12 protein-coding genes and 1 pseudogene are annotated in these 13197 nt (G+C 54.9%); 2 read left to right on the plus strand and 11 right to left on the minus strand.

The window, feature by feature from the left end; genetic code table 11:
• Nucleotides 1–68 precede the first annotated feature (68 nt).
• The 4 genes from tkt to KHA84_RS09180 form a co-directional block, all read right to left on the minus strand.
• Entirely contained in the window at nucleotides 69–2066 is a 1998-nt protein-coding gene (tkt, locus tag KHA84_RS09165; protein WP_213423229.1) for a transketolase, read from the minus strand.
• Nucleotides 2067–2159: 93 nt separating this feature from the next.
• The gene (locus tag KHA84_RS09170; RefSeq protein WP_213423230.1) at nucleotides 2160–2393 is read right to left on the minus strand and encodes a DUF896 domain-containing protein; all 234 of its coding nucleotides are present in this window, start codon (nucleotides 2391–2393) and stop codon (nucleotides 2160–2162) included.
• 56 nt (nucleotides 2394–2449) lie between these two features.
• Nucleotides 2450–3106: a YneB family resolvase-like protein gene (locus KHA84_RS09175; protein ID WP_336511125.1), complete on the minus strand. Its 657-nt coding sequence runs from the start codon at nucleotides 3104–3106 to the stop codon at nucleotides 2450–2452.
• Between the two features lie 5 nt (nucleotides 3107–3111).
• Nucleotides 3112–3423: a LysM peptidoglycan-binding domain-containing protein gene (locus tag KHA84_RS09180; protein ID WP_213423232.1), complete on the minus strand. Its 312-nt coding sequence runs from the start codon at nucleotides 3421–3423 to the stop codon at nucleotides 3112–3114.
• Nucleotides 3424–3589: 166 nt separating this feature from the next.
• Here KHA84_RS09180 and lexA point away from each other — a divergent pair, with 166 nt between their 5' ends.
• A complete protein-coding gene (lexA, locus tag KHA84_RS09185) occupies nucleotides 3590–4207 on the plus strand; it encodes a transcriptional repressor LexA (protein WP_213423233.1) in 618 nt (205 codons plus the stop codon).
• Between the two features lie 136 nt (nucleotides 4208–4343).
• On the plus strand, nucleotides 4344–4988 hold the full coding sequence (locus tag KHA84_RS09190; protein ID WP_213423234.1) for an SDR family oxidoreductase: 645 nt from the start codon (nucleotides 4344–4346) through the stop codon (nucleotides 4986–4988).
• Between the two features lie 49 nt (nucleotides 4989–5037).
• Here the strand turns inward: KHA84_RS09190 and glnA are convergent, their stop codons facing one another.
• The 7 genes and pseudogenes from glnA to glpK form a co-directional block, all read right to left on the minus strand.
• Entirely contained in the window at nucleotides 5038–6372 is a 1335-nt protein-coding gene (glnA, locus tag KHA84_RS09195; protein ID WP_213423235.1) for a type I glutamate--ammonia ligase, read from the minus strand.
• Nucleotides 6373–6384: 12 nt separating this feature from the next.
• Nucleotides 6385–7656 (minus strand): methionine gamma-lyase family protein, encoded by a 1272-nt coding sequence (locus KHA84_RS09200; protein WP_213423236.1) that lies wholly within the window; start codon nucleotides 7654–7656, stop codon nucleotides 6385–6387.
• Between the two features lie 155 nt (nucleotides 7657–7811).
• Nucleotides 7812–8057: an RNA chaperone Hfq gene (hfq, locus tag KHA84_RS09205; RefSeq protein ID WP_092095308.1), complete on the minus strand. Its 246-nt coding sequence runs from the start codon at nucleotides 8055–8057 to the stop codon at nucleotides 7812–7814.
• A gap of 107 nt (nucleotides 8058–8164) precedes the next feature.
• Nucleotides 8165–9118, minus strand: coding sequence for a tRNA (adenosine(37)-N6)-dimethylallyltransferase MiaA (miaA, locus tag KHA84_RS09210; protein WP_213423237.1), 954 nt, complete (start codon nucleotides 9116–9118; stop codon nucleotides 8165–8167).
• Nucleotides 9115–10026 carry an alpha/beta fold hydrolase gene (locus tag KHA84_RS09215; protein WP_213423238.1) on the minus strand — a complete coding sequence of 304 codons (912 nt, stop codon included), beginning with the start codon at nucleotides 10024–10026 and terminating at the stop codon, nucleotides 9115–9117. The genes miaA and KHA84_RS09215 overlap by 4 nt, the downstream gene beginning before the upstream one ends.
• Before the next feature lie 4 nt (nucleotides 10027–10030).
• Complete coding sequence (locus tag KHA84_RS09220) at nucleotides 10031–11671, minus strand: glycerol-3-phosphate dehydrogenase/oxidase (RefSeq protein ID WP_213423239.1); 1641 nt, start codon at nucleotides 11669–11671, stop codon at nucleotides 10031–10033.
• Between the two features lie 14 nt (nucleotides 11672–11685).
• Nucleotides 11686–13180: pseudogene (gene glpK / locus KHA84_RS09225) on the minus strand (glycerol kinase GlpK).
• Between the last annotated feature and the right edge of the window lie 17 nt (nucleotides 13181–13197).

A 13197-nucleotide genomic window follows, 5' to 3' on the forward strand; every position in this document is an offset into this window, starting at 1 on the left:
TGGGTCTTCAGTTCTGCATTGATGTATAAAAAAGGAAGGCACCCCGCGGGTGCCTTCCTTTTCAATCATTAAAGTTGCTTAAATCGTGTTGCCACATTTTCCGGGGTAAAGCCGTATTCTTTCATGACTGTACCGCCCGGTGCGCTTGCGCCGAAAGTATCAATGGCGAGGACATCGCCTTCGAAGCCGGTGTACTTATGCCAGCCGAGGGAAGCGCCCATTTCGATTGCCAGACGCTTTGTCACGGCCTTCGGAAGAACTTCTTCCTTGTACGCCGCATTCTGTTCCTCAAAGCGGTCCCATGACGGCATCGACACAACGCGGACACGGACACCTTCCTCAAGAAGCTGCTTTTGGGCGTCGATTGCGAGGCTGACTTCCGAGCCGGTTGCAAGAAGGATTCCGTCCGGGTTTCCTCCATCCGCCTCGGAGACGATATAAGCTCCCTTTTCAACGCCTTCCATCGCACGTTCCGCGGAGTGTTCGAGGATTGGCAGGTTCTGGCGTGAAAGCACGAGGACCGTCGGCTTGTTTTCTGATGAAACTGCCAGCTTCCAGGCAGCAGCCGTTTCGTTTCCGTCAGCCGGGCGGATGACCGATAGGCCCGGCATTGCGCGGAGGGAAGCCAGATGTTCGACCGGCTCGTGAGTCGGGCCGTCTTCACCGACCGCGATGCTATCGTGGGTGAACACGTAAGTGACCGGCACACCCATCAGTGCGGACAGACGGACTGCAGGACGCACGTAATCGCTGAAGACGAAGAACGTGCCGCCGAATACGCGGAGTCCGCCGTGGAGCGCCATGCCGTTGAGCGCGGCGCCCATCGCAAATTCACGGACTCCGAACCAGATGTTGCGGCCGCGGTAGTTGTCCGGGAGGAAGTCGCCGGCACCCTTGATCGTTGTCTTGTTCGACCCTGCAAGGTCGGCACTGCCGCCGAACAGAGAAGGAACTGATTCCGCCAGGGCATTGATCATGTCGCCGGACGCACTGCGGGTCGCGACGGACTTGCCGGTTTCATAGGACGGCAAGTTTTCTGCGAAGCCTTCAGGCAGCTTTCCTTCAAGCGCCGCTTTAAGCTGAGCCGCTTCTTCAGGATAAGCTTCCTCGTATGCCGCAAACCGCTCGTTCCATTGTTTTTCCGCCTGCTCGCCGTTTTCTTCCGCCGCCTTGCGGAATGTATCGTACACTTCTTCCGGCACGTGGAAGTCTTCCTCGAAGGTCCAGTTGTAGTACTCTTTGACGAGCTTCATCTCGTCTTCGCCCAGAGGGGCACCATGAACGTCCGCTTTGCCGGATTTGTTCGGCGAACCGTAGCCGATGATCGTTTTTACTTCGATCAGGGTCGGGCCGCCTGCATTCCCTTTCGCTTCTTCAATGGCGCGGGAAACCGCATCGATATCATTTCCGTCATCAACTCGGAGATAGTTCCAGCCGTAGGATTCGAAGCGCTTCCGGATATCCTCCGTAAAGCTCATGTCGAGTTCCCCGTCAAGGGAGATGTCATTGCTGTCATACAGGACGATCAGCTTGTCCAGCTTCAGGTGGCCGGCGAGGGAGATTGCCTCAGAGGCAACTCCTTCCATAAGATCGCCATCGCCGCACAGTGCGTACGTGTAATGGTCGACTACCTCATGACCGTCCTTGTTATAGGTTGCAGCAAGATGGCGTTCAGCCATCGCCATGCCCACTGCCATGCCAATTCCCTGGCCAAGCGGTCCCGTAGTCGCTTCCACGCCGTCAGTATGGCCGTATTCCGGGTGGCCTGGTGTCTTGGAACCCCACTGGCGGAAGTTTTTAAGCTCATCCATCGGCAGATCGTAGCCGCCAAGATGGAGTAGGGAATAAAGGAGCATCGACCCGTGTCCTGCGGAGAGGACAAAGCGGTCCCTATTGAACCACTGAGGATTCGACGGGTTGTGCTTCATGTGTTTTGTCCAAAGAGTGTAAGCCATCGGAGCTGCGCCCATCGGGAGACCCGGGTGGCCGGAGTTGGCTTTCTCAATTGCGTCGATGGACAGAGTCCGGATCGTGGTGATTGCAAGTGCATCGGCATGATTCGCCATCTTTCGACATCCTTTCACGAACAAATAGTTGAACCTTTTTAAGTGTAGACGAGCCCGGCATTCTTTACAACCGGATTCACGTCCCGGTCGGGCTCAGTTCGGGAATTTGTTGGATCTGAGCCGTTTCACTTTGTCCGGAGTGATATCATTGCCTTCCGGATCGATCACTGTGACGTTTTCGATCGTCTTCTTCATATTGGAACGGAAGGTCTCCAGGTATTCCTTGCGAAGTGAAGTTTGCTCTTTCGCTTCTTCCATCGTCAGTCCGATTGTTTTCTTTTTTTTCGCCAATTCATTGATGCGGGCGAGCTTTTCGGGTGAAAGCATGAAATCTCCCCTTTCCATTTCACCTAAAGATAAGAAAAAAAAGAGACGAGCGCAACTCATTCGCTCGTCTCAAGGGTTTCTGTATATTCTCTGTAACGCCTGTGCACCGTCGCTTTGCTGACGTCATGGCCAAGGCCTCTTAATGTCGAGGCAATTTCCTCAAACGTCAGCCCTTTCTGCCGGAGGCTGACAATTTCTGCAATCGGGACGTCGATCCGCTCGCGGCCTTCCGGGTTGCCCCGCCTTTTAAGGTTCCGTTCCGGCCGGTAACCCTTATCAACTGCACGGCGCATGCCACGCCGGATTTTTGCGTTGTGCATCTTCCTCTGGTATTCCTCAACGATTGCGAGGATGTCGAGGAGCATCGTGTCCATCTCATTCAAGGCCGCAGGCCCCTTGTCTGTATATGTATAGGTGGATGCTCCGGCCTTCTGCAGAAGATGGAGGACTGCAACGCGGGCGTTGCCCCGCCCGAGACGGGTCTCATCCTGGACGATGACGACCTTTGCCTCGCCTTCCCGAATGTGGTCGATCAGGTCCAGCAGGCCGTCCCGGTCCATGTCATAGCCGCTGTGGCGGTCCGAGAAGACACCGGTTACCGAAAGGCCCAGCTCATCGGCGAATGCGCGCAGCTCTTCCTCCTGCCGCTCCAGCGACATGTCCTGAGTCTCCTTTTCCGTGCTTACCCGGCAGTAGACGGCACATGTGCGCACCGGCTTCACTCTCCATCACCGGCCAGCTGGATGTCATCCGAGTAGTTCAATTTCGAGGGAATGAGGAGCGTCTCCCCTGCCAGGATGGTAGAGTCTTTTTTGCCATTCAGTTTGATTACTTCATCTATCCACAGATCGGCCGGCAGTGATGTGCCGGCTTCCTGATGGAGGGCGAACAAAGTGTCTCCTTGGTTCACCTGGATCTCGGCGGTATGCAGCGGCTTGGTTTCCCCCTCCTGTCCGGGCAGCATTGCCACTGATACGACAGCAATCAAGAATAGAAATACAACGTAGGAATAATTACGGATGATGTTCATGTAAGGCCCTCCTCAAGAATTCGAATGTCTGTTCGCATGTTACCAATATCTTAAGGCGAACAAATGTTTTTGTCAAGACGTTTTCTCGAACCTATGTTTGCATTTCATTGAGACGGCTGATATACTTGAACCAATCAGAAAACGTGAAAAGAAGAGGTGAATCCGTTTGAAGAAAATGTCGAAGAGGCAGGAAGCGATCCTCACTTTCATCAAGGAAGAGGTCAGGACCAAAGGCTATCCGCCATCTGTCCGGGAGATCGGTGAAGCAGTCGGGCTCGCTTCCAGCTCGACGGTCCACGGCCACCTGGCACGCCTGGAAAACAAGGGGCTCATCCGCAGGGATCCGACCAAGCCGCGTGCGATCGAGATCCTGGAAGCCGGCGACACCATTCCGAAAGCAAGTGTCGTCCAGGTGCCGATTGTCGGCAAGGTCACGGCCGGTCAACCGATTACGGCTGTGGAGAATATCGAGGAGTACTTCCCTCTCCCGGATCAGTACGGCAGTTCTGATGACCAGCTCTTCATGCTGGAAATCATGGGTGAATCCATGATAGAAGCCGGCATCCTGAACGGCGACTATGTGGTCGTCCGCCAGCAGAGCACCGCCAACAACGGTGAAATCGTCGTCGCCATGACCGAAGACGATGAAGCGACCGTCAAGCGCTTCTTCAAAGAGGACGGACATTTCCGTCTCCAGCCGGAGAACGCCTCGATGGACCCGATCATCGTCGACCAGGTGTCCATCCTTGGAAAAGTGGTCGGTGTCTACCGGCACGTCCAGTAACAAACGGCTAAGCACACGGCCTGCAGCGAAAAATCGCTGCAGGCTGTTTTTTGATTTCCGGCAAGAGGCTTTTCTATTTTATCCCATAGAGCATTCGGATATAGTAGGAACATCACCGGAGAAGGAGAGATGATTAGTGAACGTACTTGTAATCGGAGCAAACGGCAAAATCGGCAAGCAGCTGGTGAAGCTGTTGAGCGAGAGCGGAGAACACAGAGCGACCGCCATGATCCGTGACGAAAAGCAGAAGCCTGACTTTGAAATAATGGGCGCTATGACCGTAGTGGCGGACCTGGAAGACCGGACTGAAACAATCGCTTTGGCGATGGAAGGCATGGACGCGGTCGTTTTCACCGCCGGCAGCGGCGGCCATACCGGTCCGGACAAAACCCTTCTCATCGATCTGGACGGTGCCGCAAAGTCAGTTGAAGCCGCCCGTCAAACAGGGGTCGGGCGCTTCCTGATGGTGAGCGCGATCGGCGCCGATGACCGAGAACGCTGGTCCGACCAGATCAAGCCCTATTACGTGGCCAAGCACCATGCGGATAACATTCTTCTTGCAAGCGGACTGGATTATACGATTGTCCGGCCGGGGCTGCTTCTGGACAAGCCGGGAACAGGCCGGATCTCGGCCGCTGAACATTTGGAGCCGGGCGGTGTGCCGCGCGAAGATATCGCGCGTGTTCTGTACGAGGCTCTGGGTACGGAAACCACCCGCAATCGTTCTTTCGACGTCACATCAGGAGACACACCGGTCAGAGAAGCTTTGGCTAATCTTTAAATTAAAAAGGGAGCGCAGCATCGCTTGCTGCGCTCCCTTTGTTATGGTGTCAGTACATTTTCATGTACTGCTCCCGTTCCCATGGGTGGACCGTCGTGCGGAACATATTCCACTCCGCTTCTTTCGTATCCATGAAGTTTTTATAAATGTGTTTTCCAAGGCTACGCTGGATCACCTCGTCACCCGCCAGGGCGTCGAGCGCTTCCTTCAGGCTTGCCGGCAAGTCCTCAATGCCCATGCTCCGGCGTTCACGGAGGCTCATCTCGTAGATATTCTGATCGACCGATTCCGGCGGTTCCATGCCGCTCCGGACGCCTTCGAGACCGGCTCCGAGCAGGACCGCCATCGCCATGTATGGGTTTGCTGCCGGGTCGACCGAACGCACTTCAACACGTGTGCTCAGTCCCCGGGATGTCGGGATGCGGATCAGCGGACTGCGGTTCGTCCCTGACCAGGCGACATAGACCGGTGCTTCATAGCCCGGAACCAGGCGCTTGTAGGAGTTGACAGTCGGATTGGCGATTGCCGTAAATCCGTGAGCGTGCTGAAGCAGCCCGGCCATGAACTGGTATGCGATGCGGCTCAGGCCCTCTTCTCCGTCCGGATCTTCGAAAACGTTCTCGCTCCCCTTGAAAAGTGACATGTTGACGTGCATGCCCGATCCGGCCACTCCGAAAAGCGGCTTTGGCATGAAGGTGGCATGAAGGCCATGTTTACGAGCGATCGTTTTGACGACAAGTTTGAATGTCTGGATATTGTCGCAGGCCCGGATGGCGTCAGCGTATTTAAAATCGATTTCATGCTGACCCGGGGCGTTTTCATGGTGGGAAGCCTCGATTTCAAAGCCGAGTGCTTCGAGTTCAAGAACGATGTCCCGGCGGCAGTTTTCACCGAGGTCGGTCGGAGCGAGGTCAAAGTAACCGCCGTAATCGTTTAGCTCAAGGCTCGGTTCGCCGTTCATATCAAGCTTAAAAAGGAAGAATTCCGGCTCAGGCCCGATATTGAACTTCGTAAACCCGAGCTCTTCCATTTCTTTGAGCACCCGCTTCAGGTTGCTTCGCGGATCACCCTCAAAAGGCGTGCCGTCGGCGCGGTGGACATCGCAGATCAGCCGGGCGACTTTCCCGGAACCCGTATCCCACTGGAAAACCGTCCAGGTGTCCGTGTCCGGCACGAGATACATGTCAGACTCCTCGATCCGGACAAATCCTTCAATCGACGATCCGTCAAACATCATTTTGTTGTCCAGCGCCTTGTCAATCTGGGATACCGGGATCTCGACGTTTTTCACAGTCCCGAGAATATCCGTGAATTGCAGCCGGATAAAATTCACATTCTGCTTTTGTATGTCGTTCTTAATGTCTTCCTTCGTAATTTTGGCCACGTTACCATCCTTTCAATTTTTAAGAAGGCCTTCCCGCATCAGCGAACCAAGTGCACCGAGAATCGCGATCTGTACATGTTCGTATGTAAGACCGCCTTGGATATAAGCGGTATAGGGCGGACGAATCGGCCCGTCTGCCGTCAGCTCGATGCTTGAACCCTGCACGAACGTTCCGGCAGCCATGATGACGTCATCCTCATAACCCGGCATATAAGACGGCTCTGGCGCAAAATGTGCGTTCACGGGGGAATTCGCCTGAATCTCCCCGCAGAACCGGATCATTTGCGCAGCGTCATTAAATGACACCGACTGGATCAGGTCTGTGCGGTCCTCGGAATAATGCGGTGAAGTCATCATGCCCGCAGCCTCAAGCATCGCTGAAGTGAAAATCGCACCTTTCACGGCTTGGGCCGTCACATGGGGCGCCAGGAAAAAGCCTTGATACATGTCTGGAAGCGTTCCGAGAGAAGCTCCCGCCTCTGCTCCTATACCCGGAGACGTCATCCGGTAAGCACATTTTTCGATCAGGTCTGCCCGCCCGGCCAGATACCCTCCGGTTTTGGCGAGTCCTCCACCCGGGTTTTTGATAAGGGAACCCGCCATCAGGTCGACCCCCACCTCGGTCGGTTCGATGGTTTCGACGAATTCCCCGTAGCAGTTGTCCACGAAGATGACAGCGTGAGGCGCCAATTCCCTGACCTTCCGGACCATTTCGCCGATCTGCCCGACGGTAAAGCTTGGCCGGAGCGAATACCCCTTCGATCGCTGAATCCCGATCATCTTCGTCTTTTCTGTCACCGCCTCGCGAACAGCCTCGAAATCGACCTTGCCGTCATCTTTCAGATCGATGTGCCGGTAAGAAATCCCGAAATCACTCAGGGCCCCCGTGTCTTTCCCTTTAGGGCCTGAGACGATGGATGCGAGTGTGTCGTATGGTTCACCGGTGATATAAAGCAATTCGTCACCCGGACGCAGCACACCGAAGAGTGCCGTGGAGATTGCATGGGTTCCGGAAATAATCTGGTTGCGGACCAGCGCCGCTTCGGAACCGAACGCCGTCGCATACACCTGTTCCAGAACATCCCTGCCTTCATCATCATATCCATATCCCGTCGACGGGTTCATATGATGGTCAGATACCCGGTTTTGTTTGAACGCAGCGAGCACTTTCGCCTGATTGGCGAGGGCCACTTCGTCAATGCGCTTCAGGAAAGGGGCAATTTTGTTTTCTGCCTCTTTTCTCCAAATCTCAATCTGTTCTGTGTGATTCATGATGTCGGCCATCAGACTCTTTCCTCTCTCTTGCATAGTCATCTACAAGTATACCGCAATGGCGGTATCCTGCATCCCGGGCGCTGTGATAGCCCGGCAGACCCAACAAAACAACAGACGGGCGCCGGGAAGCATGAAATGTCTGCTTCCCGGCAACCCGTCTGTTTTTATACTGTTTCTTCTGCCTGTTCTTCCTTTGGGGCGAGGTTCACCGGCCGTGCGGGGACAAACGTGGAAATCGCATGCTTGTAGATCAGTTGCTGCTTTCCGTCCGTTTCAAGCAGCACAGTGAAATTATCATACGACTTCACTTGCCCCTTCAGCTGGAAACCATTGGTCAGGAACACGGTTACATAAACTCCGTTTTTACGGATCTGGTTCAGGAATGTATCCTGAATGTTTGCCGTCTTCATTGCACCTATTCCTCCGCTCTCTCTTTATATTGCCCAACGCTTGCGCTTTTGGGCACAGTCGCCGTTGTCACGGCGCCGCTGCCGCGGTAATTGGCATGGGCCCTGTGTTATGTATTCCGTTCCGGCGGCCCAAAATCCTTCATGAATCCAAGTATTTTTTGCGTATTCCGACGGGTCCCTTCCAGAGCATCCAGCCAGTGCACGTCCAGCTTGTTCCGGAAATAGGTGAATTGCCGCTTTGCATAGCGTCTGGTGTTTCGTTTTGTCAGCTCCAGCGCCTGTTCCAAATCCATCTCGCCTTTCAGATAGGTCCCAATCTCCCGGTAACCGATTGCCTTCATGGACTGGCTTTCCCCGAATCCGGCATCCATCAGGCGGCGGACTTCTTCAATCCATCCGGCATCCACCATCAGATCCACCCTGCGGTTGATCCGCTCATAGAGAATGTCCCGGTCCATGGCCAGTCCGACGAGAAGATGGTTGTACAGCGGTGCGGCACTGTCCATTCCTTCGGCTTCCTTTTTTGTCTTTCCGGTCAGTGACCCGATCTCAAGTGCACGGATGACCCTGCGTGTATTGTTCGGATGGATTTCTGCCGCAGCCCCGGGGTCGCTCTTTTTCAGCAATTCATGGAGATGTTCCGGCCCCTTTTCCCGCAGCATCCGTTCCAGGCTCTGCCTGAGTTCCGGATCTTGCTTTTGTTCAGTAAAACGATAATCATACAGGATCGACTGCACATACAGACCCGTGCCTCCTGTGATGATCGGCAACCGGCCCCGGGAGCTGATCTCTGCAATCTTTTCCCGGACGAGCCGCTGGTAGTCAGCGACAGAGAATTCATCCCCCGGCCCGAGGATATTAAACAGATGGTGCGGCACACCCCGCATTTCATCCGGCGTAATCTTTGCGGTACCGATATCCAGGCCCCGGTATACTTGGAATGCATCGCCATTGATGACTTCCCCGCCAGTTGCTTCGGCAAGGCTGACACTCAGGTCGGTCTTCCCTGACGCGGTCGGTCCGACAATCGCAATTACTTCCGGGAAGTTTTTTTCACTCATGATTCCAGCCACTCCGTGATGAACTCGGCGATCCGGCCTTTTTTCGGGGAATGCAGGATTTCGTGCCGACCCTCTTCCACCAGATAAACGGTGACATTTCGGACGTTGTTTTCCGCGTACTGCCTGGCGACATTCCAGATTCCCGCTCCGTTCTTTCCTACCGGGTCCAATGCGCCGGAAATCATGAGAATCGGAAGATCGGCAGGCGTCCTGCGAATTTCACGGTCGTCATGGATCAGGTCGAGCCCATCGAACAGGTCGGCGAAAAACCCGGTGGTCGAGACGAATCCTGAGTCTTCGTCATCCAGATACTTCTTGACCGCATCTTGGTCTTCATTCAGCCAGTCAAACGGCGTCACCGCATCCGGAAACTGGAGGTTGTAACGGCCGAACGTCAGGGAATTCAGCAACTGATTCGGCTCTTTTTTCATCCCTGCGGCAACATATCGGGAGGCGATCATACGGCCCGCCCTGATTGCAGATCCGGGATGGTCCCCCGACCCCATGAAGATGGCCCGGTCCAGCAGATGCCCATAGCGCTGGGAATATCGTCTTGCCACAAAGGAGCCCATACTGTGCCCAAAAATCGTGAATGAAGGGGAGGGATGGCTATCGCGCAGGAGCGTCGTCACTTCATGGACATCCTGCACCACCCGCTCGAATCCGTCTTCATCGGCAAAATACCCCCTGGTCCCATTTAATCTGACGGTACTTCCATGCCCCCTGTGATCGTGTCCGCTTACAATGTATCCGGCCTTTTTGAGCTCTTCGGCAAACTCTTCATAGCGGCCGATATGCTCTGCCATTCCGTGAAGCAAATGAATATGGCCTTTCGGCGGTCCATCCGGCTCTGCCAAAAAGGCACTCACCATGTGGCCATCGGTCATGTGGATAGTTATTCTGTCCAATCGGTCATCCTCCTTGCAGATCTGCTGCCTGACTGATGGCATGGTCCAGTTCTTGAAGCATCCTTGCCTTCTCCTCTGGGGTCAGGAAAAGCAGCTCTGCCATGTAATCCGTAATTTTCTTTCCTTCCTCGCGTACCCTGCCGGGATCGAAAAACATCCAGCCGGTTCTCCTGACAAGGAAATCGGCCGGAGTGGCTGCCATTTCCCCTTGTATGGCATAAAGGACCTTGCCTCTGACAGCAGCTGAGAGTCCGGCTCCATCTCCCGCTGCGTGGGCAAACCGGAACACCACATCGGCATTTGTCCCGTAGAAAGAAGCAATCTCACGCCCTTCCTCACGGGTCAGGCCGTATAGTTCCGCTTCATTTGCCTTGCCTTCGATAAAGGTTTCCAGCTCACCGGGATCTTCAAACTCACCGCCCGATAAGCGGAGCGCTTTTGTGACGCAAGGTCCGAATGTGCGGTTTCTCGAGCGACGGACAATCCGGTCCACAACATCTTCTGCCATTTTCCTGTAACCGGTCAACTTGCCGCCGGCCATCGTGAGAAGCCCAGATTCGGATTCCCAGATTTCATCCTTCCGCGAAATCTCCGAAGGATCCTTTCCCTCTTCATGGATCAGCGGACGGACACCTGCCCAGGTGGACTCCACGTCCTCCCGGCTCAAGCCGAGTCCCGGGAACATTCCGTTTGCCGCATTCAGCAGATAATCCACATCTGCATCCGTTGCGGCGGCATGTTCAGGTGCTCCGTCGTAGAACGTATCAGTCGTGCCGACATAGGCCTTCCCGTCTCTCGGGATGGCAAAAATCATCCTGCCGTCGGGACTGTCAAAGTAGACCGCCTGCCTTAACGGGAAGCGTGATTGGCTGATGACAATATGGCTTCCCTTTGAAAGCTTGAGATGCTTATCGTTGTTGAAGGAATCCAAGCTTCTTACCTCATCCACCCATGGCCCCGCAGCATTAATGACATGGTCAGCATCCACACGGATCAGGCTGCCGTCCAACCGGTCCCGGATATCAGCGCCGGCGACATTGCCTTCTGCGTCATAATTCAACTTTTCCGCCCTGCAGTGATTTAGGCAGAGTGCGCCTTTCTCCGCCGCCTTTTTAAGAATTTCGATGGTCAGGCGGGCATCGTCCGTGCGGTATTCCACATAGTGGCCGCCCCCCAGAAGACCGTCCTGCTTAAGCAACGGTTCCAGCCGGAGCGTTTCTTCCGGTGACAGCATCGTCCTGCGCTCGCCCTTTTCGACGCCCGCCAGCCTGTCATACACCGCAAGCCCGGCGGATGTCATAAACGGCCCGAATGTACCGCCCTTATAAAACGGCAGCAACATTCTCTCCGGCTCTGTCACATGGGGAGCGTTCTCATACACGACCTTCCGTTCGCGGCCGGTTTCCGCAACAATCTTCAGTTCCATCTGCTTCAGGTAGCGGAGCCCTCCGTGGATGAGTTTAGTCGACCTGCTGGACGTCCCTTCAGCGAAATCTTGCATGTCAACGAGAATGACAGACATCCCCCGTGTGACGGCATCCAGTGCAATCCCGGCACCGGTGATCCCTCCGCCGATGACGAGAAGATCAAAACGGAACCTTGAGGCACGCTGCTTCATTTTCGGTCTGAGCAATGTCGAAAACATGGTTGCCACTCCCTTCACATTCTAAACGAACGCGTCGCTTCCACCGCTTTTTTCCACCCTGCATACAGCCGGTCCCGCTCTGACAGGTCCATCTCCGGAGAATACAGTTTCCTCGACCGCCACATCGAGGCGATTTCATCACAGTCCTTGTAGAAGCCGGTAGATAGCCCTGCCAGATAAGCGGCACCCAGGGCGGTCGTCTCGCTGAATTCCGACAGTTCCACTTCCGACTGGAGGATGTCACTCTGGAACTGCATAAGGAATCCGTTATCCACGACACCGCCGTCTGCACGGAGGCGTTTGACCGGAATGCCCGCATCTTTCTCCATGGCATCCAGCACATCTTTTGTCTGGTAAGCGAGTGATTCCAGCGTGGCACGGATAAAATGCTCTTTCTCCGTCCCTCTGGTCAGACCAAAGATCGCACCGCGCGCATCCGGATCCCAATAAGGGCGTCCCGAGCCCGACAAATGCAGGGACCACATAGACACCGTTCGTCGAACCGATCCTCAACGCATACTGCTCGCTGTCTTTTGCCTTGCGGAGCATCCGCAAGCCATCACGGAGCCATTGGATGGCGGAACCCGCAACGAACACGCTGCCTTCAAGTGCGTAAACAGGCCCCTTTCCGATGTCCCATGCGACCGTCGTCAGGAGGCCGTGCCGGGAATCTGTCGGCCGGTTGCCCGTATTGATCAGCATAAAGCATCCTGTGCCATATGTGTTTTTCGCCATGCCTTTTTCAAAGCAAGCCTGACCGAACAGTGCAGCCTGCTGGTCGCCCGCCGCGCCGCCGACCGGCACCTTCCCGCCGAAAAAGACCGAAGGATCAGTGTGGGCATATACTTCAGAGGAAGGACGTACTTCCGGAAGCATCTTTAGCGGGATATCCAGAATGTCACACAGCTCCTCATCCCACTTCATGTCATGAATATTAAAGAGAAGGGTTCTCGAGGCGTTCGTCACATCGGTCACGTGGACTTTTCCGCCGGAGAGCTTGTAGATCAGAAAGCTGTCGATTGTGCCGAACAGCAAGTCCCCAGCCTCCGCCTTTTCCCTGGCCCCTTCGACTTTGTCCAGGATCCACTTGACTTTCGTTCCCGAAAAGTAAGGGTCCAGCAACAGTCCGGTCTTTTTCCTGAACCGATCTTCGTGCCCCGACTCCTTCAGTTGATTGATGATTGGCTGGGTCTGGCGAGACTGCCAGACGATGGCGTGATGGACCGGACGTCCGGTTTTCCGGTCCCAGACGACGGTAGTTTCACGCTGATTCGTGATTCCGATCGCCCCGATTTGGTCATGGCTTGTTCCGCTTTCCGTCAACACCGCCGCGATGCAGGAAAGGACCGACCCCCAGATTTCATTGGCATCATGTTCCACCCAACCGGGATTTGGGAAATACTGTCTGAATTCCTGCTGAGCTGAATGGACCACCCGTCCTTCCCGGTCAAACAGGATGGCACGTGAACTGGTGGTTCCCTGGTCGATCGACAGAATATAAGTGTCCAACTGGCTCTCCCCTTTCG

This window comes from Bhargavaea massiliensis (genome assembly GCF_018390575.1).
Lineage (GTDB): Bacteria > Bacillota > Bacilli > Bacillales_A > Planococcaceae > Bhargavaea > Bhargavaea massiliensis.